This window comes from Leifsonia sp. 466MF, assembly GCF_900100265.1.
In the GTDB taxonomy this organism is placed as follows: Bacteria; Actinomycetota; Actinomycetes; order Actinomycetales; family Microbacteriaceae; genus Leifsonia.
Map to the genome: position 1 here is coordinate 3,113,635 of NZ_LT629696.1, position 25,923 is coordinate 3,139,557.

At 69.7% G+C, this 25,923-nt stretch carries 27 protein-coding genes; 16 read left to right on the plus strand and 11 right to left on the minus strand.

Going from position 1 to position 25,923, the window contains the following annotated elements:
* The first annotated feature begins 50 nt into the window (after nt 1-50).
* The 10 genes from BLR91_RS14830 (at nt 51) to BLR91_RS14875 (ending at nt 9,514) form a co-directional block, all read left to right on the plus strand.
* A complete protein-coding gene (locus tag BLR91_RS14830) occupies nt 51-881 on the plus strand; it encodes an ABC transporter ATP-binding protein (protein WP_089880821.1) in 831 nt (276 codons plus the stop codon).
* Between the two features lie 11 nt (nt 882-892).
* A complete protein-coding gene (locus BLR91_RS14835; RefSeq protein ID WP_018189736.1) occupies nt 893-1,753 on the plus strand; it encodes an ABC transporter permease in 861 nt (286 codons plus the stop codon).
* 113 nt (nt 1,754-1,866) lie between these two features.
* Complete coding sequence (locus tag BLR91_RS14840; RefSeq protein ID WP_089880816.1) at nt 1,867-2,979, plus strand: ABC transporter substrate-binding protein; 1,113 nt, start codon at nt 1,867-1,869, stop codon at nt 2,977-2,979.
* 31 nt (nt 2,980-3,010) lie between these two features.
* Entirely contained in the window at nt 3,011-4,075 is a 1,065-nt protein-coding gene (locus BLR91_RS14845; protein ID WP_089880812.1) for an LLM class flavin-dependent oxidoreductase, read from the plus strand.
* The gene (locus BLR91_RS14850) at nt 4,072-4,731 is read left to right on the plus strand and encodes a cysteine hydrolase family protein (protein ID WP_020075667.1); all 660 of its coding nucleotides are present in this window, start codon (nt 4,072-4,074) and stop codon (nt 4,729-4,731) included. The genes BLR91_RS14845 and BLR91_RS14850 overlap by 4 nt, the downstream gene beginning before the upstream one ends.
* Before the next feature lie 5 nt (nt 4,732-4,736).
* A complete protein-coding gene (locus BLR91_RS14855; protein WP_231919004.1) occupies nt 4,737-6,062 on the plus strand; it encodes an NtaA/DmoA family FMN-dependent monooxygenase in 1,326 nt (441 codons plus the stop codon).
* 13 nt (nt 6,063-6,075) lie between these two features.
* Nucleotides 6,076-7,848 (plus strand): MDR family MFS transporter, encoded by a 1,773-nt coding sequence (locus tag BLR91_RS14860; protein ID WP_089880805.1) that lies wholly within the window; start codon nt 6,076-6,078, stop codon nt 7,846-7,848.
* A complete protein-coding gene (locus BLR91_RS14865; RefSeq protein WP_018189730.1) occupies nt 7,848-8,351 on the plus strand; it encodes an NADPH-dependent FMN reductase in 504 nt (167 codons plus the stop codon). The genes BLR91_RS14860 and BLR91_RS14865 overlap by 1 nt, the downstream gene beginning before the upstream one ends.
* Nucleotides 8,348-8,848, plus strand: a complete 501-nt coding sequence (locus BLR91_RS14870) for a flavin reductase family protein (RefSeq protein WP_231374334.1) — start codon at nt 8,348-8,350, stop codon at nt 8,846-8,848. Before BLR91_RS14865 ends, BLR91_RS14870 begins: the two co-directional genes overlap by 4 nt.
* Before the next feature lie 69 nt (nt 8,849-8,917).
* Complete coding sequence (locus tag BLR91_RS14875) at nt 8,918-9,514, plus strand: dihydrofolate reductase family protein (RefSeq protein WP_089880801.1); 597 nt, start codon at nt 8,918-8,920, stop codon at nt 9,512-9,514.
* Nucleotides 9,515-9,533: 19 nt separating this feature from the next.
* On the opposite strand, the gene BLR91_RS14880 is transcribed toward BLR91_RS14875, so the two are convergent.
* From BLR91_RS14880 to BLR91_RS14890, 3 genes are all read right to left on the minus strand, one after another.
* Complete coding sequence (locus tag BLR91_RS14880) at nt 9,534-10,352, minus strand: hypothetical protein (protein WP_157694624.1); 819 nt, start codon at nt 10,350-10,352, stop codon at nt 9,534-9,536.
* 68 nt (nt 10,353-10,420) lie between these two features.
* A complete protein-coding gene (locus BLR91_RS14885) occupies nt 10,421-11,047 on the minus strand; it encodes a response regulator transcription factor (protein ID WP_089880794.1) in 627 nt (208 codons plus the stop codon).
* Nucleotides 11,044-12,231, minus strand: a complete 1,188-nt coding sequence (locus tag BLR91_RS14890; RefSeq protein WP_089880789.1) for a sensor histidine kinase — start codon at nt 12,229-12,231, stop codon at nt 11,044-11,046. The genes BLR91_RS14885 and BLR91_RS14890 overlap by 4 nt, the downstream gene beginning before the upstream one ends.
* Nucleotides 12,232-12,397: 166 nt before the next feature.
* Here BLR91_RS14890 and BLR91_RS14895 point away from each other — a divergent pair, with 166 nt between their 5' ends.
* A complete protein-coding gene (locus tag BLR91_RS14895) occupies nt 12,398-13,465 on the plus strand; it encodes an FtsX-like permease family protein (protein ID WP_089880787.1) in 1,068 nt (355 codons plus the stop codon).
* Complete coding sequence (locus tag BLR91_RS14900) at nt 13,462-14,163, plus strand: ABC transporter ATP-binding protein (RefSeq protein WP_089880784.1); 702 nt, start codon at nt 13,462-13,464, stop codon at nt 14,161-14,163. The genes BLR91_RS14895 and BLR91_RS14900 overlap by 4 nt, the downstream gene beginning before the upstream one ends.
* Here BLR91_RS14900 and BLR91_RS14905 read toward each other — a convergent pair.
* A complete protein-coding gene (locus tag BLR91_RS14905) occupies nt 14,142-15,035 on the minus strand; it encodes a LysR family transcriptional regulator (RefSeq protein ID WP_089880780.1) in 894 nt (297 codons plus the stop codon). The genes BLR91_RS14900 and BLR91_RS14905 overlap by 22 nt on opposite strands.
* Nucleotides 15,036-15,135: 100 nt before the next feature.
* Here BLR91_RS14905 and BLR91_RS14910 point away from each other — a divergent pair, with 100 nt between their 5' ends.
* Together BLR91_RS14910 and BLR91_RS14915 are read left to right on the plus strand one after the other, a co-directional pair.
* Nucleotides 15,136-16,053 carry an NAD-dependent epimerase/dehydratase family protein gene (locus BLR91_RS14910; RefSeq protein ID WP_089880777.1) on the plus strand — a complete coding sequence of 306 codons (918 nt, stop codon included), beginning with the start codon at nt 15,136-15,138 and terminating at the stop codon, nt 16,051-16,053.
* 80 nt (nt 16,054-16,133) lie between these two features.
* On the plus strand, nt 16,134-17,342 hold the full coding sequence (locus BLR91_RS14915) for an MFS transporter (protein ID WP_018189723.1): 1,209 nt from the start codon (nt 16,134-16,136) through the stop codon (nt 17,340-17,342).
* 45 nt (nt 17,343-17,387) lie between these two features.
* Here BLR91_RS14915 and BLR91_RS14920 read toward each other — a convergent pair whose 3' ends face one another.
* The 4 genes from BLR91_RS14920 to BLR91_RS14935 form a co-directional block, all read right to left on the minus strand.
* Complete coding sequence (locus BLR91_RS14920) at nt 17,388-17,696, minus strand: hypothetical protein (protein WP_089880773.1); 309 nt, start codon at nt 17,694-17,696, stop codon at nt 17,388-17,390.
* A 45-nt stretch (nt 17,697-17,741) separates the two neighbouring features.
* Nucleotides 17,742-18,569, minus strand: coding sequence for an AraC family transcriptional regulator (locus tag BLR91_RS14925; RefSeq protein ID WP_089880769.1), 828 nt, complete (start codon nt 18,567-18,569; stop codon nt 17,742-17,744).
* A 43-nt stretch (nt 18,570-18,612) separates the two neighbouring features.
* Nucleotides 18,613-19,227 (minus strand): DUF416 family protein, encoded by a 615-nt coding sequence (locus BLR91_RS14930; protein WP_089880765.1) that lies wholly within the window; start codon nt 19,225-19,227, stop codon nt 18,613-18,615.
* Between the two features lie 114 nt (nt 19,228-19,341).
* Nucleotides 19,342-19,806, minus strand: a complete 465-nt coding sequence (locus tag BLR91_RS14935; RefSeq protein WP_089880762.1) for a MarR family winged helix-turn-helix transcriptional regulator — start codon at nt 19,804-19,806, stop codon at nt 19,342-19,344.
* A 28-nt stretch (nt 19,807-19,834) separates the two neighbouring features.
* On the opposite strand from BLR91_RS14935, the gene BLR91_RS14940 reads away from it, so the two are divergent.
* Nucleotides 19,835-20,716 (plus strand): SDR family NAD(P)-dependent oxidoreductase, encoded by an 882-nt coding sequence (locus BLR91_RS14940; RefSeq protein WP_089880758.1) that lies wholly within the window; start codon nt 19,835-19,837, stop codon nt 20,714-20,716.
* 40 nt (nt 20,717-20,756) lie between these two features.
* Here the strand turns inward: BLR91_RS14940 and BLR91_RS14945 are convergent, their stop codons facing one another.
* From BLR91_RS14945 to BLR91_RS14955, 3 genes are all read right to left on the minus strand, one after another.
* Nucleotides 20,757-22,439 (minus strand): extracellular solute-binding protein, encoded by a 1,683-nt coding sequence (locus tag BLR91_RS14945; RefSeq protein WP_089880754.1) that lies wholly within the window; start codon nt 22,437-22,439, stop codon nt 20,757-20,759.
* 85 nt (nt 22,440-22,524) lie between these two features.
* Entirely contained in the window at nt 22,525-23,478 is a 954-nt protein-coding gene (locus BLR91_RS14950) for a carbohydrate ABC transporter permease (RefSeq protein WP_020075679.1), read from the minus strand.
* Nucleotides 23,472-24,458: an ABC transporter permease gene (locus tag BLR91_RS14955; protein ID WP_231371102.1), complete on the minus strand. Its 987-nt coding sequence runs from the start codon at nt 24,456-24,458 to the stop codon at nt 23,472-23,474. The genes BLR91_RS14950 and BLR91_RS14955 overlap by 7 nt, the downstream gene beginning before the upstream one ends.
* 273 nt (nt 24,459-24,731) lie before the next feature.
* Here BLR91_RS14955 and BLR91_RS14960 point away from each other — a divergent pair, with 273 nt between their 5' ends.
* Nucleotides 24,732-25,922, plus strand: coding sequence for an ROK family protein (locus BLR91_RS14960; RefSeq protein ID WP_231918937.1), 1,191 nt, complete (start codon nt 24,732-24,734; stop codon nt 25,920-25,922).
* The last annotated feature ends 1 nt before the right edge of the window (nt 25,923 follow it).

The window sequence follows — 25,923 nt, forward strand, 5'->3', positions numbered from 1 at the left end:
CGCCATCTGGGAACGGGCCTATGGGTCCGTACACGGCATGGAGGGTGTGGATGGTGACGCCAGCGGTACAGCTGACCTCGGTCGGCAAGGTCTACGGGTACGGATCCTCGGCGATGATCGCGTTGAACGACGTCGATCTGGCCATCGAGCCGGGGCGGTTCGTCAGCCTGATCGGCCCGAGCGGATGCGGCAAGTCGACGCTCCTGCGAATCGTCGCGGGTCTCGAATCCGCTGATCGCGGCGAGGTGCGCGTCCACGATGTGACGCCCAGCGAGGCGGGTGCGGCGAAGCTGATCGGGCTGGTGCCGCAGACCCCGGCACTGCTGCCGTGGCTGTCCGTGCTGAAGAACGTGACGCTGCCGCAGAAGATCAACCCAGGGGCGGCGCGGCGACGGCAGCGCATCGGCGACCTCGCCGACCGCGGCGACCGCACGCAGGCCCCGGACATGCTCGAACTCCTCGATCGAGCCGGGCTGGCGGATGCCGCGCACAAGCTCCCCGCCCAGCTCTCCGGCGGGATGCAGCAGCGTGCGGCGATCGTGCGGGCCTTCGGCCTCCAACCGGATGTGCTCCTTATGGACGAGCCCTTCTCGGCCCTCGACGAGTTCACGCGCGAGAGCCTCCAGGACCAGCTCCTCGACCTCTGGGACGAGCTGAAGACGACGGTCGTGTTCGTGACGCACTCGGTGTCCGAGGCCGTGCGGATGTCGGACACGGTCGTCGTGATGGCGCCCCGCCCGGGCCGGATCGTCGACGTGATCGACATCGATCTGCCGCGGCCCCGCAACCAGAAGCTGTTCGAGGAGCGCCGCTTCCACGAATACGAAGACCTGATCAGAGACCGCCTGCACTCCGCCTGGCGATCCACGGACGCAGCATAGGAGGCCACCGGATGAGCGTCGCAACAGAACGAGCAACCGTACGGCCGCCGCTGCCGGACGGCGTCCCCGCCGAGCCGTCGCGGTTCAGCCTGAAGCATCCCAAGTCCCGGCTGGCGTGGATCCGTCCCGCGGTGTGGCTGCCGCTGGTCGTCATGCTCGCCCTGCTCGCCGGGCTCTGGCAGTGGGGCGCCGCATCCATGCCGTACCTCCTCCCGCCGTTGCAGGCGATCGGGGACTCGCTCGCCGGCAACATCGGCTACTACCTCGGCAACGCCCTGATCACGCTCGGGGAGGCGACGGCCGGCCTGGCGATCGGCTTCGGCGCCGCCTTCGTCGTCGCCGTGCTCATCAGCGAACTCCCGGTGGCGCGGAGGGCCATCATGCCGATCGCGGTCGTGCTCAACGTGACGCCGCTCGTCGCGATCGCCCCCGCACTCGTCGTGGCCTTCGGATTCGGCCCGCTGCCCAAGCTCATCATCACGGCCCTGATCTGCTTCTTCCCCATCCTCATCAACACCGCCGTCGGCCTCCGCTCGGTGCCGCAGCAGGTGATGCAGGTCTACAAGACCATGGACGCGTCGCGGCTGGAGATGCTCATCCACCTGCGCATCCCCAACGCGCTCCCGTACATCTTCGCGGCCCTGCGCATCGTCTTCCCGCTCTCGATCATCGGCGCCGTCGTCGCCGAACTCTCCGCGTCCGGGTCGACCGGCGGCCTGGGGACGGCCATCAGTGTCGCGTCGTCGATGAACCAGCTCGCTGTGGTCTATGCGGCGATCTTCGTCCTCGCCGTGATGGGCGTCCTCCTGCTTGCCTTCATCACCCTGATCGAGCGCCGCGTCCTGCACTGGCACGAGAGCTCCACCGACTGAGCGAGGGCCACCGGCCCCACCTCGCGTTCCCCCCACCTGTCGCCGACCGGCGACCAGGCCCACCCCTGCCTCAGCGCACCCCTGCACCACCCCATCCGAAGAAGGAGTGACCCATGCAGCACCGTCTCATCAAGGCCGGTCTCGCGTCCCTCACCGCCGTCGTCCTGACGTTCGGTGTCGCCGCGTGCAGTTCCGGCTCCCCCGCGGACTCCGCGTCGTCCGGCACCGCCATCTCGGCCAAGCGTTGCGAAGAGAACAAGGCGGCCGGCCCGATCACGTACCTGTCCGGCTACCAGTTCCAGTCCTCCGCCTCGATCCTGGAGTACGTCGCCGCCAGCAAGCTCGGGTACTTCTCGGACCTCTGCCTGAACGTGCAGCTGAAGCCGGGAACCGGCGACACCGCCCAGAACACCAAGCTGCTCGCGAGCGGGCAGGCGACGGTCTCCGCGATCGCTCAGCAGGACCTCATCCAGGCACGCGCCAACGGCATCGACATCGAGGGCATCTCGTCGTACTCGAACGCCGGCCTCGACATCCTGATGACCAACCCCGACATCACCGACCTCACCCAGCTCGACGGAAAGGTCGTCGGCCACAAGGGCTACGTCCCGGCCTCCGTCGAGGCGATGATGGTGAAGGCCGGCGTCGACTGGAAGTCCCTCACCCTGGTCAAGGAGGGCTACGACCCGTCGGTGCTTCCGCGCAAGCAGGACGGCCTCGCCGCGCTGACCGGATTCATCTCCAACGAGCCGAACCAGCTCAAGGCGGCCGGTGACAAGGTCACGGTCTGGCAGCCGGTCAAGTACGGCATCCCCAGCTCGCTCGGCGCCATGGCGGTCAACCCGGCCTTCGCGAAGGCCCACCCCACCGCGGTGCAGGACGTCCTCCGCGCCGCCCTGCACGCCTACGACTACTGCAGCGCCAGCGACGCGAACACCGAGAAGTGCGTCGGCTTCGCGGCCGACCTGTCCGGTGGCGCCACGTACGACAAGAAGCTGAACGCCACGATCTGGAAGACAGAGACCCAGGTGGTGGCCGACAACCCGACCCCCGGCCAGCCGCTCGGCGGGATGGACCCGGCCAACGTGACGAAGCTCGTCGACATGCTGCACCAGTTCGAGATCGTCCCGGACAGCGTGACCGGCGACGAGGCGGCGAAGTGGTTCGACAACTCCTACATCGAAGCCATCTACAAGGGCGACACCCTGATCTGGCCCGCCCCGTAACCACACCACCGAGCGCAGCGAAAGGCGAGCAATGCCCGCGAAAGACTATGGGATCTTCCTCCCGATCGGGAACGGCGGCTGGATGCTGTCCATCACCGCCCCCCATCCCGAAGCCACGTACGCCTGGAACAAGCGTGCCGCCCTGCACGCCGAGGAGATCGGTCTCGACTTCATCATGTCGATGGCGAAGTGGCGCGGCTTCGGCGGCACGACGGACCACTGGGGCCGTTCGCTGGAGTCGATGACCATGATGTCGGCGCTCGCCGAGGCCACCGAACGGGTCAAGATCTGGGCCACCATGCACGCCAACGTGCACAACCCGGCGATCGCCGCGAAGATGTACGCCACGCTGCAGGACGTGTCCGGAGGCCGGGCGGGCATGAACATCGTCAACGGCGCCTACGCCGGCGAGTTCGAGCAGTTCGGCATCTGGGACCCCACCCTCAGCCACGCCGACCGCTACGCGATGACCGAGCTCTGGACGGAGGCCGTCACCCGGCTCTGGTCGGAGGGCTCCGTCACCATGCACACCCCGTACTTCGACCTGGTCGACTGCGAGTCGCGCCCGCACCCGTCCTCGACGCCGACCATCATCAGCGCGGGGAAGTCGGAGGCCGCACGCGCCTTCCAGGCGCGGTTCGCCGACGGGGCCTTCCTCGCCGGCGACAGCCTGGAGGAGATGAAGGAGCTCTCCGCCGACGTCCACGCCAGGGCCGAGGCGAACGGCCGCACCTGCAAGACGTACTCCATGCTCACCGTGGTCCAGGATGAGACCGACGCGCTCGCCGAGGCCAAGGTGAAGGAGTGGGGCGCCGGCGTCGACCGGGAGGCTCTGGCGAACATGCGGGCGTCGTGGGGCGTCCCGGAGGACCAGGCTCGCGCGTGGGCATCGGGAGCCGTCGGCGAGGCGGCGTTCCAGACGGCGTACGTGGCGGGGTCCGCGGAGACCGTCACCGAGCACATCCAGTACATCGTGGGCGAGGCGGATCTGGACGGCCTCATGCTGATCTTCCCCGAGTACGACCAGGACATGGTCCTGTTCGGCGAGACGGTCCTCCCGGCGCTGCGCGCCCACGACGCGGGTGGCGACCGGTGAGCGCCCTCCGCGAGGCGCAGTTCGCGCAGCTGACGCGGCCCGGGAGCGCACCCGCTCTCGTCGTCGTCGACGTCCAGCGCGACTTCGGCGACCCGGCCGCGCTGGGCGCCTACGGTCTGAGCGAGGAGGTCGTCGCCGAGCTCGACGCGACCGTGACCCGCATCGGCGCCCTGGTGGACGCCGCCCGGGAGCTGGGCGTGCCGGTGGTCTGGGTGGAGCTCGGCAGCGACCCGTCCCGTCCCTGGCGCTCGAGCAACTGGCTGCGCGAGGGCGACTACGACGCCCCGATGGGCGAGTCGGAGCCGTGCATCGTCGGCACGCCCGGCGCGGAGTGGTACCGGATGCAGCCGGCAGACGGCGAGCTCCGCGTCGTGAAGCGCGGGTACAGCGGCTTCCTCGGGACCGACCTCGACCAGCGGATGCGCACCGCCGGCTACGACTGGCTCACCATCGTCGGCCTCACCAGCGAGTGCTGCGTCGACGCGACGGCCCAGGATGCGATGCAGCTCGACTGGCCGGTCGTCGTGCCCCGGGACGCGACCGCCGCATACGACCTCGCCGTGAACGAGGCGGCGCTCGTCCAGCTGGAGCTCAACGTCGCCGTGCTCTCGGACACCGACGAGGTCGTGTCCCTCTGGAAGCAGGTGACCGCGTGAGCGGCATGCACATCGCCTACGATCTGTCGTTCACGCACACCGAGGGCCGCTGGGCTCAGCCCGGGTCGTGGGTCGGGCGGCAGTTCCCCGACGTGCGCATGTACCTGGAGGTGGCTCGCACCGCCGAGCGCGCCGGAGTGGACATGCTGTTCTTCGGCGACGGCTCCGGCATCCCGAGCACCTGGCGGGGAAGCATCGACCCTGCGGTGGAGTGGGGCATCCAGTGGCCGCGTCAGGACATGTCGCCGATCATCGCCGCGATGTCGACCGTCACGGAGAGCATCGGCTTCGGGCTCACCTACTCCTCCACGTTCATGCACCCCTTCTACGTCGCTCGGCTGCTCAACTCGCTCGACCACGTGACCGGGGGCCGGATCGCCTTCAACGTCGTCGCCTCCAGTCGGGGGGCCGACGCCGCGAACTACGGCTACGCGCAGCTGATCGACCACGACCTGCGCTACGAGCGGATGGAGGAGTTCATCCAGGTCTGCCGGGCGCTGTGGGACTCGGTGGCCCCCGACGCGATCGTCCGCGACGCGGCGACGGGGCGGTTCGCCGACCCGTCGAAGGTGCGCCCGATCGACCACGACGGGCGGTTCTTCACCGTCAAGGGTCCGCTCGCCTCCGTGCCGAGCCCGCAGGTGCATCCCGTGATCGTGCAGGCCGGCAACTCGCCGCGCGGAATCGCGGGTTCTGCGGCGTTCGCGGATCTCGTCTTCGGCTTCGGCGGAAGCCTCGCCGGTCAGCAGCGCCACCGGCGCCTGCTCGACGAGGCGCTCACCGCCGAGGGGCGCGATGCGGAGCACGTGGGCATCCTGTGGGCGACGCAGGCGATCGTGGGCCGCACGGCAGCGGAGGCGTCTGCGCGGCGGGATGCGGTGCTCGACTTCTGGACGGACGAGGCCGTCGGCACCATGCTGTCGCACAACGCCGGGTACGACTTCTCCACGCTGCCCGCATCGTTCCGGCTGGGCGAGCTCCGGGATGAGATCGTCGCGGCCCAGGCGAGCCCGGCCGGTTTCGTCGGCGCGCTCGTCGCGGAGTTCGGCGAGGACCACACCATCAGCAGGGCCGAGTTCTTCGAGCACGGCTTCGAGGCGGCCAGTGGGCTCGACCACACCGTCGTCGGCGACGCCGCCACGGTCGCCGACGCCCTGGAGGAGAACTTCGCCCAGACCGGCTCGCGCGGCGGGTACATGCTGTCGAGCCCTCTCTCGATGCCGTCGGGGCTCGCCGACCTGAGCGAGCTGCTCGTCCCGGAGCTCCGCCGGCGCGGCGCCCTCGCGCCGCGCTACCCCGGCTCGACCCTGCGCGAGAACCTGGCGGTCTGAGATGGATGGCGCTGTGCGGCGTACGACGCGGGACTGGCTCGCCCTGAGCAGCCTGTGTCTCGGCTTCTTCATGCTGCTGCTGGACAGCACCATCACCTCGGTCGCGCTGCCGGCCCTGATCGCGGGGCTCGGAACGACATCGACCCTCGCGATCTGGGTCAACAGCGGGTACCTGGTCGCTTACGCGGTCCCCCTGCTGATCGCCGGGAGGCTGGGCGACCGGTTCGGCCGGCGCCGGGTCTACCTGATCGGGCTCGCCGCGTTCACGATCGGGTCCGTCCTGTGCGCGGTCTCGCAGGACATCGGCTCGCTCATCGGCTGGCGCGTCGCCCAGGGCGTCGGAGCCGCCCTGATGACGCCGCAGTGCCTCACGATCATCCGGACGCTGTTCGCTCCGCCGCGACTCGCGATCGCGCTGGGGATCTGGGGTGCTGTCGGCGGAGCCGCCACGGTCGCCGGTCCCATCCTGGGAGGCCTTCTCGTCGGCGCGGCGGGCTGGCCGTCGATCTTCGCGGTCAACCTGCCCATCGGCGTGATCACGGCGGTCGCCGTGCTGCTGTGGGTGCCGGCGTCCGAGCGCCTGCCCGCGCGCATCCCGCTCTGGGCGATGGCGGGCAACGCCCTCGGGGTCGCCGCGCTCGTCATCGGCATCCAGGGAACCGACGCGGCCTCCTCCTCCGTGGCCAATATCCCTCGGTGGCTCCTGGTGGTGGTGGGCGCCGCGCTCGTCACGAGCGTGGTGTGGCTGCAGCGCCGGTCCGCCGACCGCGCGCTGCTGCCGGTGTCGCTGTTCCGCAGCCATGGCTTCGTCACCGCCTCCTGGGGCGCGGCGGCGGCCGCGTTCTGCGTCGGCTCCGCGCCCATCCCGCTGATGCTGGCGCTGCAGGAGGATCGGGGGCTGGATGTGGTGACGGCCTCGATCGTCCTGGTCCCGATGGGCGTCGTCTGCCTCCTTGCCGCTCCGGTGTCCGCCCGGCTGAACAACAGCGTCGGGCTGCGGGTGGTCGCGGTGATCGGCGGCATCGCGCTCGTACTCTCGATCGGCGGCACGGCGGCGCTCGTGTGGGCGGAAGCACCGATCTGGGCGATCGCCGGGGTGTTCGCTCTGTTCGGGATCGCGAACTCGTTCCTGTGGTCGCCGTTCTCCATCGCCACGGTCACTTCGGTCGAGCGGTCGTCGATCGGAGCGGCCTCCGGCGCTTTCAACTCCGTGAAGCAGCTGGGCGCCGTGCTCGGGAGCGCCGCGACGGCGGTCGTGCTGGCGTGGACGGGCAACGCCGTCGCGCTGGCGGTGCTCGCGCTCGTGGGCGTGCTGAGCATCGTCGCCGCCTCCCTCCTCCGCGTCACCTCGACGGACGCCGGTGACGCGAGCGACCGGGACCTCGGCGGCATCCTCGTCGGCACCGTCGTGGGGGGCGCAGGCGCGGGACTCGGCCTGGGCTTCCCCACCGCGAACCTCGACCTGGAGGAGCGCGCCGGCCTGCCGGCCGACGGCGTCTACATCGGCGGGTTCCGCGCCGAGTCATGGAGCGAGCCGATGCCTGCGCTGATCTCGATCGGGACGAACGACACCTTTCCCGGCCGGGCACACACGATCGAGGTCCACGTGCTCGACTTCGCGGGCGACCTCTACGGACGCCGCGCCGAGGTGACGACGGACCGGCTCATCCGCACGCAGAGGGCCTTCGCGAGTCCCGAGGAACTGGTCGAGGCCATGCGGCAGGACGAGCGGGAGGCCCGCTCGCTGCTCCTCGCCCGGCAACCACACGAAAGGAAGGTCTCCTGATGTTCACAGCCGCCGTCATCGTGGGCAACCCCAAGCCGCAGTCGCGCACCCGCGACGCCGCCGAGCGTCTCGCGTCCGCCCTCGGGGCGACCGCGACGACGATCGAGGTGTCCGAGCTGGGCGCCGGTGTCCTCGGCTTCGGCGACCCTGTCGTCGCCGAAGCCGTGGCCCGGGTACAGGATGCGGACCTCGTGATCGCCGCATCCCCCACGTTCAAGGGCACCTACTCCGGGCTGCTCAAGCTCTTCCTCGACCAGTTCGCGACGGCCACCGGCCTCGCCGGTCAGGTCGGCATCCCGCTGATGCTGGGCGGGGGTCCGACGCACGCTCTCGCTCCCGAGCTGACGCTCAAGCCCGTGCTGGTCGAGCTCGGGGCGGTCTGTCCCGCCCAGGGCCTCTACCAACTGGACTCGCGCTACGCCGAGGAGGGGGCACTCGACACCTGGGTGACCGCGTGGGCCCCTGCGATCCACGCTTCTCTGCGGGAGGACCGATCACGATGACGATGACCTACGACTTCACCTCCGACCCGGAGGAGATGAGAGCGGCCTTCGCCGGGTTCCCGTCCGGAGTCGCCGCGCTGGCCGCGACCATCGGCGGCGAGCCGGTCGTGATGATCGCCTCCTCCTTCTCGGTCGGCGTCTCCTACGATCCGCCGATGGTGTCCTTCGCAGCGCAGCGGAGCTCGACGACCTGGCCGGAACTGGCGAGCGCCCCTGTGATCGGAGTGTCCATCCTCGGCGAAGACCACGCGGGCAAGACCAGTCAGCTCGCCTCGCGAGACAAGCAGAACCGGCTGCGCGGTGTCCGCAAAGCCGAGCTTCCGTCCGGCGCGGTGTTCCTCGAAGGATCGCCCACCTGGCTGGAGTGCGTCGTCGAGCACCGCTATCCCGCGGGCGATCACGACATCATCGTGCTGCGCGTGCTCGCGATGATGAGCGACGAGCTCCCGGCGCCGATCGTCTGGCATCAGCGCAAGGTGAAGATATTGCTCGAGTGATCGCACGTGGACGCTGTCGAAATGGAGGAGAGTCGTTCGTTGCAGGGGTGAGAGAGAGGAAATCACACCATGAAGCTCACGATCAGTCTCCAGGTCACCCTCGACGGCGTCGCCCAGGCGAACGGCGGAAACAACGAGGAGATGGACCCCGGATTCACCCGCGGCGGCTGGGCGCTTCCGCTGAACGACGGCGAGGCCGTGCAGTACATCCTCGACACCTGGCGGCGTCCCGACGCCTTCCTGCTCGGGCGGAAGACCTACGGGCTGTTCGAGACCTACTGGGGCGCCCGCAGCGACGACGACGGTTTCGGTGAGGCGATCAGCTCCCGGCCGAAGTACGTGGTCTCCAGCACCCTGACCGCGCCGACCTGGCAGGGCACGACCGTCATCTCCGGGGATGTCGCGGCCCGGGTCCGCGAGCTGAAGGCCCACGCGGATGGCGAACTGCTGGTGGTGGGAAGCGCGGCGCTCGCACGATGGCTGCTGGAGAACGAGCTGGTCGACGAGCTGAACCTCGTCCAGTTCCCGGTGATCGTCGGCGAGGGCGAGCGCTGGTTGCCCGAACGGGGACTCGACTTCGCCCTCGACCTCACCGACACGCGCGTGTTCCCCACGGGCATCGTCGCCCTCACGTACCGCGTCGGCGGCCGGCCCGAGTACGCCTGACCGGCAGCGGCCGGGGCTGTCAGGACGACGGCATCGTCCGCCGGTCGCGCTTCTTCGTGACCGGCGGCTTGTTGGGCCAGGACCAGCGGTACGGACTGTTCTCGAGCGCTCCCGGCATGACCGTGGGGAACACCGACCGGCGCTGCCAGATCATCCACAGCAGGATGCCCGCGAGGGCCGCGCTGACGACGCCGCACACGACGAGACCGACGCCGGTCGCGGGCCACAGCACCCATCCGACCGTGAAGACGTAGAGGGCTCCCCACACCGATCCGATGCTGAACATCGGGCCGTTGATGACCCACCCGTTGAACTGCACGATCATCACGAACTTGGTCCAGCGGGTGAGGCGCATCGGAAGCAGGGAGAGCGAAACCCCCGTCACGGCGGTGGTCGCGGGTCCGACGGCCTCACCGCCGGCCGCGCGGATGCTGGCCGAGAGCCGCTCGTGCCGGAACGACGGCCGCAGGCTCCGGGCGAACAGGGTGAGGGCGGCCAGCATGTTCCCGAGCGACGCCAGGATCAGGAGGTACCCGACGCAGCCCAGGACCGCCATGACGAGCGGGATCACGATGAACGCCATCCACGTGTCGGAGCGATGGAAGGCGGGCGAGGCCCCCAGCCCCGCGTCGCCGACCGTGCCCGACAGCGCAGCAGGCAGGGCGACGACGGCGGTGGCGACGCACACGAGGAACAGCACCACCCAGACGACGGATACCAGCAGATAACCGAACGGGCGGAGCAGCACCGCCGCGACGCGCGGCTCGATGTCGCGGCCGAGCATGATCGGACTCGTCAACGGGTCGATCGATCTCCTGACCGTCGCGCTTCTCGCCATCCTCGCCTCCCCCTCAGCCAGTCGAGCGAGAGCACGCTATCACGGCGCGTCAGCCGGATACGCGCTGCTCACCGCAGGATGCCGCGCTCCCGTGCCGCGGACACCGCGGCGGTCCGGGAGGCGACGCCGAGCTTGGTGAAGATGTGCGCCAGGTGCGACTTGACGGTCGTCTCGCTGATGAAGAGGGATGCGGCGATCTCGCTGTTCGAGCGCCCAGCCGCGACCAGCTGCAGCACGTCGATCTCGCGCGTGCTCAGGCTCACGCGCGGGGCGCGGAGCCGGTTCAGCAGGCGGGTCGCGATGACCGGTGCGAGTGCGCTCTCGCCGGCCGCCGCCGCCCGCACGGCTGCCGTGAGCTCGTGCGGCGGGGCGTCCTTGAGGAGGTAGCCGCTCGCTCCCGCCTCCACCGCGCCGAGGATGTCGGAATCGGAGTCGTAGTTGGTCAGGATGAGCACGTACGGCGGCGCGTCGAGCGCGCGGATCCGCCGGGTGGCATCGGCGCCGGTGGTGCTCTCGTTCGCGCCGAACTGCAGGTCCATCAGCACCACATCCGGGTTCTCCCGCTCGGCCGCCGCGACCGCCGCATCCGGTGTGCCGGCCTCCGCGACGATCTCGAAGTCGTCCTCGAGCGAGAACAGGGCGACGAGTCCGGCGCGGACGATCGGGTGATCGTCGGCGACGACCAGCCGAATCACGACGTCACCACCGGTGAGAGCCGCACCAGGAGCGTGGTCCCGCGGCCCGGAGCCGAACGCAGCTCGAGCGTGCCCCCGAGCTGCTGGACGCGCTCCCGCGTCGCCCGCAGGCCGAACGAGTCCGACCGCCCGGCCTGGTCGGACGGGATGACGGACGGGTCGAAGCCGTCCCCGTCATCCTCCACGCGGAACAGCAGTTCGTCGCCCTCGACTTCGAGCGCGATGGTCGCGGTCGACGCGTGCGCATGCTGGATGACGTTGGCGATCGCCCCCTGCGCGATCCGCAGCAGGGCGGTCTGCAGATACATGGGGAGCGCGGTCGTGTCTGACACCCGCACGCGCACCTCCAACCCCTGCGTCGACCACTGGGTCTCGGCCAGGCGGCGCAGCGCACCGCCCAACCCCTGGTCGTCGAGGACGGGCGGCGTGAGCTCCTGGATGAACCGCCGCGCATCGGCCAGGTTCGAGGCGGCGGTCTCGCGCGCCAGCCGGATGTGCTCGATTCCCGGGCGATCGGGATCGGAGCGTTCGGCGGCATAGAGGAGGAGCTGAATGCTCGACAGCCCTTGGGCGAGCGTGTCGTGGATCTCCCGGGCCAGTCGGGCGCGCTCGGCGAGCACCCCGGACTCGTGCTCGGTCGCCGCCAGCTGGTCCCGCGTGCGGAGCAGCTCCGCCATCAGCGCCTCCCGCTCCGCGGCCTCCCGCGCGAGGGCCTGGTATCCGAGCCCGATCAACAGGGCGACACCCGCACCGACGAGAGGACCGACCACGCCCCCGACGGTCCAACCGCCGTGGACGCCGAGCGCGCAGATCGCCACCACGGTCGTCACGAGGATGGCGACAGGGCCCCACCTCCGGCCGAGCAGGTGAAGGTAGAGGAAGAAGAGCGGGAAGACGAGGTACGCGGCCTCCGGGATCAGCCAGAGCAGCGCCATCCACTCGAGAGTCAGGAGGGCGAGCCAGGCGATCGTCAGCGCGTTCGAGGCCCCGCGTCCTCGCCGTGCGAGCAGAGCGCCCGCCAGGTAGGTCGCGGCCAGCACGAGGCACAGGGCGATCACCGCGCCGCTCGCGGCGGTCGGCGCGAAGAGGGCGCGCGCCACGACGAGCGCGGTGAGGGCGAGGAAGAGCACGTGCAGACCGGTGCGCAGCCCCACGAAGACCGGGGTCAATGCGGTGTGCGCCATGGGCTGAAGACTACGCGGGGGCGCTCGGGCGGTCATCGTCCGAAAGGACGAAACCGGCGTCCATCCTCTCGTCGCCCGCGTCCCTCCTCCCCGCCGATGACGCAGCCGACGCTGCCCGGGAGGCTGGATGTGTCGCCGCCTCCGGCGATCAGAAAGGAACGTCACCATGTTCGTCGCCCTCCGCGACCTCCGGTTCGCCCGGGGCCGGTTCCTCCTCATCGGGTCGGTGGTCGGCCTGATCACGGTGCTGGTCGGGTTCCTCAGCGGCCTCACCGGCGGTCTGGCCACACAGAACATCTCCGCCGTACTCGGGCTGCCGGGTGACCGCATCGTGTTCTCCCTCCCCTCCGGGAGCAGCGACGCTAGCTACTCGGACTCCGCTGTGACCGAGAAGCAGGCTGCCGACTGGCGCGCGATCGACGGCGTCACCGCGGTCGATCCGGTCGGGATCAGCCAGACGCGCGGCACGGCAGGAGACACGGTGGCGGCGATCGCCCTGTTCGGGATGGAGCCGGGAGCCGATCGGGCCACTCCGACGCGCGACGGCCTGCTCGGTCTGTCGCTTCCCGCCGCGAAGGCCCTCGGCGCCGGCGTCGGTGACGACATCTCGATCGCCGGGACCTCCTACCGGGTCGAGAGCGTCGGCGGCGACGCCTGGTACAGCCACACCCCGGTCGTCACGATGACCCTCCACGACTGGCAGGCGTCCGCCTCGGCCACCGGCGACCGCGGCGCCTATGCCACCGTGCTCGCCGTCGCGGGTTCCCCCGCCTGGGCGGCTGCCGACACGGCGAATCGAACCGTGTCGAAGACGCCGCTGGAGTCGCTGACCGCGCTCAGCGCGTTCCGGTCGGAGATCGGCTCCCTGCTGCTCATGGTCGCCCTGCTGTTCGGGATCTCGGGACTCGTCATCGGCGCGTTCTTCACGGTCTGGACGATGCAGCGGAAGGGCGACATCGCCGTGCTCAAAGCGCTCGGCGCGACGACGGCATCCCTCGTCCGGGATGCGCTCGGCCAGGCCCTCATCGTTCTCGTCGCCGGCATCGGGGTCGGCCTCGGCCTGGTCGCTCTGCTCGGGGCGCTGGCCGGGACCGCCCTGCCGTTCCTCCTCAGCCCCTTCACCACCCTCCTGCCCGGCGCGATCATGATCGCGCTTGGACTCGCGGGGGCCGCCTTCGCCCTCCGCTCCGTCACCTCCGCCGACCCCCTCACCGCCCTCGGGAGCAACCGATGATCCGCCTGACCGACATCACACTCACCTTCCCCGACGGCGACGGCCGTGTCACGGCCGTCGACCACGTCTCCCTCACCGGCCGACCGGGGACGGTCACCGGAATCACCGGACCGTCCGGCTCGGGCAAGTCCAGCCTCCTCGCGGTCGCCGCCACCCTCATCCGCCCGGACTCGGGCGAGGTGCTCATCGACGACGTGGATGCGACCCGCCTCGATCGCACCGCGGCGGCCGAGCTGCGCCGCACGTCGATCGGGATCGTCTTCCAGCAGAGCAACCTCATCCCCTCGCTGACCGCCCGGGAGCAACTCTGCGTGATGAACGAGCTCGGCGGCTGGGCCGGCCGGCGCGCCCGCGCGAAGACGTCCGCCCGTGCAGGCGAGCTGCTCGACGCGGTCGGCCTGGCAGACCAGGCCGGCAGGCGCCCCCACGAGCTCTCCGGAGGCCAACGCCAGCGTGTGAACATCGCACGCGCCCTCATGAACGACCCCAGCGTCCTGCTGGTCGACGAGCCCACCAGCGCGCTCGATCAGGAGCGCGGCGCCGCCATCATGGATCTGATCCTGCGGCTCACCGACGACCTCGACACCTCCACGCTGCTCGTCACCCACGACCTGGTGCACCTTCCGCGGATGCACGCGGTCCTGCGCCTGGTCGACGGCCGGATCGCCGAGCCGAGTCACGCGCGCCGGCCATCCTGAGGGGACGACGCGATCCGGTCGCGGATGTCCGCGACGAGGTGCGCGACGAGACCGTCCGGAGCGGTGCGGGTCGTTGCGACGAGCTCGCGGGTCCACGTCGGAGAGAAGGAGAGCACCGCACCGGGGAGGCCCGCCGGCACCGCGCTCGCCGGGCAGACCGCGACACCCAAGCCCGCGGCCGCGAGCTGCGGGGCGGCGGCGGTCACCGCCGTGCGCATGATGACTGTCGGCCGTACCCCGGATCGCGCGAACGCCTGGTCCAGCCAGCCGCTCAGACTGTTCTCGGCGGCGTAGTGCACCAGCGAGACGCCGTCCAGCGCCTGCCGTTCCACCCGGTCGGATGCGGCGAGGGGATGATCGGCGGAGGTGACCAGGACGATCTCCTCGTCTCCGAGCGGGGTGCCCACGAAGCGAGCCGGCGCTGGTCCGGCCATCACGACGAGGTCGATCTCGTCGCCGTCCAGTTGCGCGGTGACCTCCTCCACCGTGGTGAACTCGCGCAGCGTGAGGAGCACGTCGGCCCGTCGCCGATGCCAGTCCACCAGGACCGGCGCGAGCACGGTCACGAGGCTTTGGGCGCATCCGATCCGGATGGTGCCGCCTGTCGCCTGGCCCGCGGCTGCCGCGGCCGGCAGCGCTGCGCCGGCCGCATCGACAGCGCGTCGGGCCTCCACGAGCGCGGCGCGGCCGGCCGGGGTGAGCCGCACGCCCCGCGTCTCCCTCACGATGAGCGCGACACCAGCTTCCTGCTCCAGTTGAAGCAGGTGATGCGAGACGGCCGGCTGCGACAGGTAGAGCGAGCGCGCCGCCTCCGTGATGGATCCGGCATCGGCGACGGCGATGAGGCAAGCGAGGGCGCGGAGCGACGGCATAGAAGAAGTTTATGAGTACCGTCCAATACCTCGATGCTTTCGAGGGAACACATCCCGGTCCCGGACTGCTGGACCCCTCGACAGGTAAGGAGAGTTCCCCATGAACGTGTTCGTGACAGGTGGATCGGGCTTCATCGGACGTCGGCTGATCAGCCGCCTTATCGAGGAGGGCCATGAGGTGACGGCGCTGGTGCGCAGCGAGCGCTCGGCCGAGGTGGTGACCCGGGCCGGCGCGAAGGCCGTGCTGGCCGAGCTGAGCGACACCGCGGCCCTGACGCGCGCCCTCGCCGGCATGGATGTCGTGTTCCACCTCGCAGCGGAGACCGACATCCTCGCCCCCTGGGAGCGCCACGAGCGCGTGACCGTCGAGGGGACGCGCTCCGTCGTCGAGGCGGCGCAAGCGGCAGGCGTTCCACGCTTCGTGCACTGCGGGACCGAAGCGGCGCTGATGGCCGGCGAACCCCTCCGCGATGTGGATGAGAGCGCACCTCTGCGACCGGACTCGCCCGCCGCATACAGCGCGTCGAAGGCGATGGCGGAGCAGATCGTGCTCGACGCCGACGGCCCCGATTTCACCACCGTCGTCATCCGGCCCCGCTTCGTCTGGGGACCGGAGAGCAGCCTGATCGCGAGTTTCGCCGACGCGGCACGCGCCGGGCAGCTGCCCTGGATCGAGGGCGGCCACCACCTCACCGATGTCACGCACGTCGACAACGCCGTCGAGGGACTCCTCCTCGGCTGGACGCGTGGCCGAGCCGGTCAGGCGTACTTCGTGACCGATCAGGAGCGGGTCGACCTGCGCGATTTCGTCAGCCTGCAACTGGAGCTCGCCGGCGCGCCCGTGCCCGACCAGGAGATCGACGCGGCCACCGCCGAGCAGGTCGTGCCCGTCCCCGTGCTCTGGTTCCTCGGTCAGTCCTGCACGCTCCGCACGGCAAAGGCGGTCGAAGAGCTGGGATACGCGCCGGTCGTCTCGCACGAGGTCGCGATCGCCGCGCTCCGAGCAGCGGACCGATGACCGCCGACACGGGACGCTCGGTCGCCCGACGCCGGACGCAGAGTCAGGTGCCGACGGCTGCGATCCGGCAGAGTCGAAGGGTGACGACAGACACTTCGCCCATCCGGGCCACCTCCCCCGCCGCCCAGCCGCTCACGCACACGCGTTGGGCCGGCCTCATCGTCATGTTCCTGACCAGCTTCGTGCTGGTGACCGCAGAGTTCCTGCCGTCCGGTGTGCTGACCGCGATGGCCGCAGAGCTCGGCGTCACGCCGGGGCAGGCCGGACAGACGGTGACCGTGACCGCGTTCGTCGGGTTCCTCGCGGCGCCGACCATCGGCATCCTGATCCCGCGGATGGACCGCCGGACGCTGCTCGTGCTGGTCGCGGCACTCGCGGCCGTCTCCAATCTCGCCGTGGCGCTCGCACCCTCGCTGTGGGTCCTGCTGATCGCGCGACTGCTCATCGGCGTCGCGATCAGCGGCTTCTGGTCGATGTCGCTGACCGTCGCCGCGTCGCTCGCGACCCCCGACCGGCTCGGCCGCGCGCTGACCACGGTGAGCGCCGGAATGACGCTGGCGGTCGTCGCCGGCGTCCCGGTCGGCGTGTACCTCACCGCCCTCGTGGATTGGCGTGGCGTCTTCGTCGGAGCGGCGATCCTCACCGCTCTGGTCGCGGTCGCGCTGCGTCTCGCGCTGCCCCCGGTCGCTCCGGCCGAGGCGTCGAGCCTGCGCATCCTCGGCGACACGCTGCGGCGGCCGGGAGTGCGCCAGGGGCTGGCCGGTCACATCCTGATCGTCCTCGGCCACTTCATGGCGTACACGTTCATCCGGCTCGCCCTCGACCAGGTACCCGGGCTGGACACGGCGTTCGCGGCCGCGCTGCTCGTGGCCTTCGGCGTCGGCGGAGTGATCGGCAACCTGGTCGTCGGGGCGCTCGCCGATCGGCACCTGGCGCTGCTGCGCTACCTGCAGCCGTCGCTGATCGCCGGCGCCATCCTGCTCGCGATCGTCGGACAGGGGTCGGTCATCGTCGTGGCGGCGGCCGTTGTGGTCTGGGGCTTCGGCTTCGGCGCCTGGCCCGCGGTCATCAACACGTGGGCCGGCCGCTACATCCCGGATCGTCTGGAGGCGGCCGGCGGCCTGGTCGTCGCCGGGTTCCAGCTGGCGATCACGCTCGGCGCAGGCGTGGGAGGCCTCCTCGTCGACACGGTCGACGTGCGGTTCACCTACTTCGTCGCCGTGGCCGTCGTCGCGGTCGGGGTCGTGCTGTTCGGCAGCGCCGGGCGACGCAGCGCGGCTCTGCGCTGAGCGAGTCGAGGGGATGCCCGCCGCATCCACTCGGCCCAGGCCCGATCAGCGGACGGATGACCGCCTGATCGCGACGACCGCGGCCGCCAGGAGCACTGCGATGCCCAGCCCGGCGATCAGCAGGCCGGTCCAGAGACCGGAGGTGTCGACCGCGGGCAGGTGCTGGGTGTACTGCGCGTAGACGTGCACCGGGAGAGTCGGCAGGGAATTCGACCGTTGCGCACTGTTCGCGACCGCGGCCTTCGCGGTCAGGAACCACCCTTCGCCCACAACCGTCGCGAGAGCGCCGACGAGGAGGAGGACGACGAGCGGAACGGGGAGGCGCCGAGGTGCACCCGAGCGGGGCGTCTGCATGAGGCGACACTAGCGCGGCGGCCCATCCACCGCCATCCGCGGCGTTCAGCTCGCGCGCTGCCGCCACACGGACGGGACCGCCCCGGTGTGGCGGCGGAATGCGCGGCTGAAGCCCGCGTCCGACTCGTAGCCGAGGAGGCGGGCGGTCTCGCTCACGGTGAGGCCATCCTGCGAGAGGTAGGTCATGGCCGCCTCCATCCGCACCTGCGCGAGGTAGCTCGCCGGCGACTGACCGACCTGCTCCCGGAAGCGCTCGGCGAACGTTGTCCGCGACATCGCGCCGACGGCGGCGAGGTCGCGCAGCGTCCACGGGTGCCCTGGGTTCGTGTGCATGGCGTCGAGCACGCGGCTGAGGAAGGGATCCTCCACGGCGACGGGCCAGTTGTCGGGCGCGCAATCGCCCTCGGCCCAGGCGCGGATCGCGACGGAGATGATCGTGGTCGCCATCCGGCCGCAGATCACGCGATCGCCGGCGCGACGGACCGCGGTCTGGCAGCCCATCCGGGAGGCGAGCAACGCGACACCGGGGTCGAGGTCGGCGAGCCGATGGACGCCGAGATGGTCGGGCAGCAGGTCGAGGGCGTGGAATCCGGCTGTCGGCCGGAGCGCGGTGACGACGACCTCGCCGGGACCGTCGGCGCTCAGCTCGGAGTCATGCCGACCGGGCAGGAAGACCACATCGCCCTCACCGTAGGCGAACGACATCGCCTGCGGGCCGGTGGAGCGCACGCGCACGGATCCGTCGACGACGTAGACGAAGGTCGGGCCCTCCAACCCGATCCGGATCCCGCGCTCGAACGCTTCGCGGCGCGACGCATCCACGTGCCACTCGAGCGTGGAGAGCAGCTCGTCCAGTGTGGCGGGGGCGCGCATCCCGGTGATCGTCACATTCGGCGAAACCGTGGGGCGGGGCGTGCTATTCCGCCTGCGTCCATGCCTCGGCGAGAGCCACACCCCAGGAGCCGTCGCTCGACGCCGCGCGGCGCAGGTCCCCGAGCGAACCGTTCGCGGCGAGAACACAGTCGTACGCGATCGAGTCGCGCGCCTGGTCGACGAAGGCCATGGATATGGCTTCGGGCCTCCCATCGGCGGCGGAATCCGCGGCTTCGATGGCTTGCCGGAGGGCCCACACCACCTGCTGAGGGTCGTCGAGCTGCCACGTCTGGGCCGCGTAGGCGACCGCGGCGGCGGCGTTCTGCGCGAAGGCGGATTCGACGATCCAGTCGGGTTGTTCGACCGAGGGAACGACGGAGAGCGCGATCGCATAGTTGTCGGATCGCGGGGCGGTGTCGGTCTCCGCCGCTGTCCAGAGTTCGTCCAGGGCACGTCGAAGGAGCGCCGATCCGTCGTCGTCGCCATCCCGCGCGACCGCGAACACGCGATAAAGAGGAAAGAGTCGCTCGGCACTGGCAGCTGCCAGCGCTGTCTTGGATGCCTTGGGCAGACGAGATGCCAGTCGATACCACTCGGCTTCACGGTCACTCCACGATTCCACGAACCGGTCCCCTTCCCCTGCCCCGCGTCCATCCATTCGATCCCGGCCGTTCTCGAACGCTAATGAACGGGCGGCGAGCCCAACAAGGCTGGAAGCCTGCGAAATGTCATAGACGGGGTCACGAGGACAGCGGGTGCGGTCGTGTGCCCGTCAGCCGTCGTCGCGCGGCCCCGTCAGCTCGTGCAGGAGGCGCGCGAGCGTGCGGAGGTCGGCGACCGACCAGTCGGCGGTGCGCTCGAAGAAGACGGTTCCGCGCAGGTCGAGCGCCTCGCGCACCCGCTCGGCGCCGGCGGGCGTCAGCGATACCCGCACGGCCCGGCCGTCGGTCGGGTCGGGGGTGCTCTCGACGAGGCCGGCGGCCTTCAGCTGGCGGATGAGGGCGCTGGTGGAGCTGCGGTCCATCGCGACCGCGTCGGCCACGGTGCTCGGGTTCGCCGGGCCGTAGGCATACAGCCAGCGTGCCACATGGAAGGCGGCCGGCTGGACGCCCGGGTGGAAGACGGCGGCGCTGCGCTCGGTGAGGGCACGGGATGCGCTGAGCAGGGCGTTCAGCTCGACGCCGAGGGCGAGCTCGGCTGCCCGGCGGTCCGCGCCCGCCTGTGAGTTAGTGGACATTTCCCCATCAATTCTTTATGGTGTGGAGATGCCCACTTTATCCGGCTCGTCCGCGCATCCACCGACCATCGTCATCACCGGCGCCACCAGCGGCCTCGGGCGGCTCGCCGCCATCGAGCTGGCCCGCCAGGGCGCCCGACTGGCGATCACGGCTCGGGATGCCCGCCGCGCCGATGCCACGCGCGCCGAGATCGAAGAGGTCCACCCGGGCGCGGAGGTCCGCATGTTCTCGGCCGACCTCACCCGCCTGGACGACGTCCGCCGGGTCGGGCGGGAGATCGCCGGCGCCTACGAGCAGGTCGACGTCCTCGTGAACAACGCCGGCATCCACGCGTTCGAGCAGCGGGTGACCGCCGATGGCTTCCCCGAGATGGTCGCCGTGAACTACCTCGCGCCGTGGCTGCTCACGCGGGAGCTGCTCCCCGTGCTCACGCGGACGCCGGGAGCGCGGATCGTGAACGTCGCCTCCGAAGCCTCCCGTCGGCACGGCACGCTCGCGCTGCCCGAGGATCTGACCGACACGACTCCGTTCACCGCGCGGGGATCCTCCGTCGTCTACGGAAAGACGAAGCTCCTCGACATCATGTTCACCCGGGAGCTCGCCCGGCGGATCGAGGACACCGGCGTCACCGCGAACTGCCTCGACCCGGGCTTCAACGTGACCGGTCTGGGACGGGAGCTGCGCTTCGCCGCACCGCTCGAGCGCGTGTTGCGCCTGCTGCGTGTCGGCGACCCCGCCAGAGGCGCGGGATTGATCGTCCGGCTGGCCACCGATCCCGCGTTCGCGGGCAGGAACGGCGGGTACTACTCGGTGCGGAGTGCGAAGCCGTTGACGCCGGCGCACCCGGGTGGAGACCCGGAGTGGCAGCGGCGGCTGTGGGACGAGACGGAACGCCTTCTCGGCGTGTGACGGACGCCGGCGGGGACATCCCCGCCGGCGTCCGCGGGCACTACTTCTTCGACGCGTCGTACGCCTTCTGCAGCGTGCTGAGGTAGTCCTTCAGCCCGAGCCCGTCGAAGCCCTTCACGTAGGAGTCCCAGTCGCTGTCGAGGCTCTTCGAACCCGTGATGAACGCCAGGGCGTTCTGAGTCACGTAGTTGTCGATGTTCGTCTGCTGCGTGGCCACCTGGGTCGCCTTCGCGGGATCCGGCCACACCTTCCAGCTCGGGTAGATCTGGCTCTTGTCCTCGTGGCCCTGGTAGAGCTGCGTCGCCTCGAACAGGCGGCGCTCGTACCCGGACGTGTCGTAGATGTCCGTCGGCACGGCCTGCGACTCACGGAACGCAGCGTTCTGGTTGTAGGTGGACAGCGCGCCCCACTGGACGGCGTTCGCCTCATCCTGAGGCAGCTGCAGGTTGACGAACTGCGCCTTCACGTCCGGGTTGAGCGCCTCGGAGCCCGCGGGCGCCTTGTCCCAGCCCTTGCCCTCCGGGCCGAAGTTGCCGTCGAGCTGGCCCTTCTCGGTGAACAGGTAGTTCACGAGCTTGATCGCGGCCACCTGGTCGTTCTTCGACGCCTTGTTCGTGAGCATGAACGTCGCGCCCGGCGTGCTGCCGAAGGCGTACGTGGCGTAGTCCGCTCCGTCCGGACCGGTGAGCGGCGGGACGGCGTCGTACTGCTTGTCGCGGCCGTCCTTCGCGCCGGGGCTGACGAAGATGTACGGGTGCAGCCCGCTCGCGCTCCCGAGCAGCACCGGACCCTCGTTGTTGCCCTCCTGGGCGAGCGCCGCGGGGTTCTGCGTGAACGCGCCCTTGTCGATCAGACCCGCATCCCACAACGACTTGATGTACTTCAGGCCCTCGCGCCAGCCGTCCTTGTTCGCCTGGATGTCGACCTTGCCCTTGTTGAGGACCGTCGTCGACTGGATGCCCTTGTCCGGGTTCTGCGGGTCGTAAATGAACCCGTTCATGAAGAACGGGATCAGGGTGTCGTGCGAGTCGCCGCTGAGCGGGATCTCGTCCTTCTGACCATTGCCGTTCGGGTCGTCGTTCTTGAACGCCTCGAGCACCTTCGTCATCTCGTCGGTGGTCTTGGGCATCTGGAGGCCGAGCTTCTTCAGCCACTCCGTGTTCATCCAGAGCTTCGACGGGTACTGGATGTGCAGTGTCTCGGCCAGCTGCGGCAGGCCGTAGATCTTGCCGTCGGGCGAGGTCGCCATCGCCTTGTAGTCCGGGTTGCTGTCGAGCGCCTTCTGGATGTCGGGGGCGTACTGCTTGATGAGGTCGTTCAGCGGCAGCGCGACGCCCTGCTTCGCCAGCTTCTCGACGTCGACCTGATTGAACTGGTCCACCCAGGGGATGAGGAGGAACGCGTCGGGGTAGTCGCCGCTCGCCATCAGGATCTGACGCTTCTCCGGTGCCACCGACGAATCCTGCGTCGTGGTCTGCCAGGAGAACTTGATGTTGAACTTCTTCTCCACCTCCTTGGTGAAGGCGTTGGTGGCCAGGTCCTGTCCGGTGCCCTGCTGGGCGAAGACGCTCAGGTGCGCCGTCCCGCCGATCTTGTCGTCGGCACCCGACCCGCTCGCGGGGGTGCAGGCGGAGAGGGCGAGCAGCGCGGCGGTGCCGCCCACCGCGGCGACGAGCGCCCGCGACCGGACCCGGCGGGGTCGTCGATCAGTCTTCGAGAACATGGTGCGTTCCTCCTTTGGAACTTCGGGTGTGTCAGTGATGTGGATGGTGCCGTGTGTGGTGGGAGATGATGCTCGATCGGCCGGCTCAGCCTTTGACGGAACCGATGAGCACGCCTTTGTTGAAGTACCGGGCGACGAACGGATAGATGATCAGCACCGGGACGCTCGTGATCACGATGAGCGCGTACTTGAGGAGGTTCACGAGCTCCTGGTTCTGCGCCTGAGCCGCCAGGTCGCTCACGCCCCCGTTGGTCGCGTTGAGCACCAGGATGTTGCGCAGGACGAGTTGGAGCGGGAACAGGTCGGAGCTCTTCAGATAGAGGAGCGCGTCGAAGTAGCCGTTCCACTGGCCGATCGCGTACATGAGCGCGATGACGGCGATCAGGGGCTTCGAGAGCGGGAGCACGACGGTCCACAGGAACCGGAAGTCGCTCGCACCGTCGAGGGACGCGGCCTCGACGAGCTCTTCGGGGATCGCCGAGCGGAAGAACGTCCGCGCGATGATGACCTGCCATACCGCGACCGCCTGCGGCAGCAGGAGCGCCCAGCGCGTGTCGAGGAGGCCGAGGTTCTGCACGACCATGTAGGTCGGGATCAGTCCGCCGCTGAAGAGCATGGTGAACAGCAGCAGCGACATGATCACGTTGCGGCCCATGAACGACGGGCGCGACAGCGGCCACGCGATGCAGACCGTGAGGGTGGTGCTGATCAGGGTGCCCGCGACCATGTAGAACAGCGAGTTGGCGTAGCCCATCAGCACCTGCGGGTCCGCCAGGACCGTCTGGTAGCCCTTGAGCGTGAAATCCACCGGCCAGAGGAAGACCTGGCCCGCCGTCACCGCATGCGGCGAGGAGAACGAGCTGGCGAGGATGAACAGCAGGGGCAGGAGGACGACGAGGACCGCCAGCGTGAGCCCGAGGTAGATGACGACGAGCAGCGCGCGGTCGCCCGGAGACTCCTTGATACGGCGGGGCTTCTTGATGCGCTTCGCACGCGCCTTCTGCCGCGCGCGCTCGGCCGGAAGATCGATGGTCACCACAGTCCGCTCCCACTCACTCGGCGTGCCACCCAGTTGACGACCAGCAGGAGCACGAGGTTCACGACGGAATTGAAGAGGCCGACGGCGGTCGCCGTCCCGAAGTCGGCGTTGAGGATGCCCAGTTTGTAGACGTAGGTGGCGATGATCTCCGACTGCCCCAGGTTGAGCGGGTTCTGCAGCAGGTAGACCTTCTCGAAGCCGATCGCCATGATGTTCCCGACGCTCAGGATGAGCACGATCATGGCCGTCGGCATGATCCCGGGGATGTCGACGTGCCAGATCTTCCGCAGGCGGGAGGCGCCGTCCATCCGCGCGGCCTCGTAGAGCGACGGGTCGATGCCGGAGAGCGCCGCCATGTAGATGACGGCGGAGTAGCCCGCGGTCTGCCACACGTCCGACCAGACGTAGATGTTGCGGAAGTAGTCGGGGTTGCCCAGTAGGTCGGGCGACGGGACCCCGAAGAACCCGAAGACCTGGCTGATGACGCCCAGTCGCGGGGCCATGATCAGGATGAGCATCGACACGACGACCACCGTGGAGATGAAGTACGGAGCGTACGTGACCATCTGCACGGTCTTCTGGAACCACCGGTGACGCACCTCGTTGAGCGCGAGCGCCAGGATGATCGGGATGGGGAAGCTCGCCAGCACCGCGTACCCGGAGAGGATCAGGGTGTTCGAGACCAGGGTGGGGAACTGCGGGTTCTGCAGCATCGCCTGGAAGTTCGCGAAGTCGTTCCAGGGACTCCCCCACACGCCCAGCACCGGGCTGTAGTCCTTGAACGCGATGATCGCGTTGGAGATCGGCACGTACTTGAAGATCGCGAAGTAGGCGAGGGGCAGCACCGTCAGCAGGTACAGCTGCCAGTGCCGTCGGAGCGCGATGCGCCAGCGCTGACCGAGGGTCCTGCGCCGGGTCGTCACGCGGGCTTTCGGCGGCGGAGTGGTCCGAGCCGGTTGCCGGGTGGTGGTGGTCGTCATGGGCGGGGCGCTGGTCATCCGCGCACCGCCGGGTGCCAACGGTGTTGCCGCTTCGTCATCGAAGACTCCTGAACAGATCGAGCCGGATGGACGCTCGGTCCGCCCGGACTGGATACAGCAAAACCTATTTCCTTACCGTTGTCAATAATCTATCCTGACAGCAGGCGCACTCCGCCGCGCGACCCTGCGATCCTCCCGTATTCGCGCGAATCGTGGACGCTGCGCATTCGAACACGAAAGAAAGAAAGCGACACGATGGGGTACTCTCTCGACATGCCACTCGATGACGTGGGCACCCGTCGGCGGCCGGAGCTGGGGACTCCCCGGTCGGCCGAGATCTTCACGCGCATCATCACGCACGGACCGGTCAGCCGGCTCGACATCGGCCGTCTCACCGGCCTGTCGCAGGCGAAGGTGACGAAGACGGTCAATCCGCTCATCGAGGGCGGTTACGTGACCGTGGGCGAGCACGCAGAGCACTCCTTTCCCGGCCGCCCCGTCCGTCCCCTCAGCGTCGTCTCGCGGTCGATGATCGCGATCGGGGTCAAGGTGAATGCGGACGAGATCTTCGCCGTGACCGTCAGCCTGGGCAACGAGGTGCTCGGCTCCACCCGTCGCCGGCTCAAGAGCCACGACCCGGAGAGCACGGTCGCCGCCATCGTGACGTCGGTGACGTCGCTCATCGCCCAGCTCGGCGAGACGGCTGCGAACCTCACCGGCGTCGGCGTCTCGGTCTCAGGCGATATCGACAGCACGACCGGGCTCGTCCGCGACTCCCCGCTGCTCGGCTGGACTCACTTCCCGCTGGGCAGCCGCCTGGCGGACGAGATCCCGCTGCCGATCACCGTCGAGAACGACGTGAGGGCCCTCGCGAAGTCCGAGCAGTGGTTCGGAGCGGGCAGGGACGTGGAGTCGTTCGCCATCATCACGATCGGTGCGGGCATCGGATGCGGCATCTACGTGAACGACGACGTGGTCGTCGGCGCTCACGGCGTCGCGGGCGAGATCGGGCACCTCCCGCTCGCATCGTCCGACGCCCTGTGCGTGTGCGGCCGCCGCGGGTGCGTCGAGGCCGTCGCCTCATCCCGGGCCATCCGCGACGCGGTGAGCCTGGAGAGAGGGGAGCCGGACCTCACCCTGGCGGACGTCATCCGTCTCGCACACGAGGGCGACCCCGCAGCCGTCGACGCCTTCGAGCGGGCGGGCACGGCCATCGGCGCCGCGGTGGCCGCCACTGTGAACCTGTTCGGGCCCGAAGTGGTGGTGATCGCCGGCGAGGGCGTCATGGACTACGACCTCTACGAGCGCCGGTTCCGCGAGGAGTTCCTTGCGCACGCGTTCGGCGCCGCTGCCAACTGCCGCCTGGTCGTCCGCCGCCACACCTTCACCGATTGGGCCCGCGGCGCTGCGGTGGCCGCGCTCCGCGAATCCATCACCGTCTCGCCCCAGCAGACCGCGGACTGAG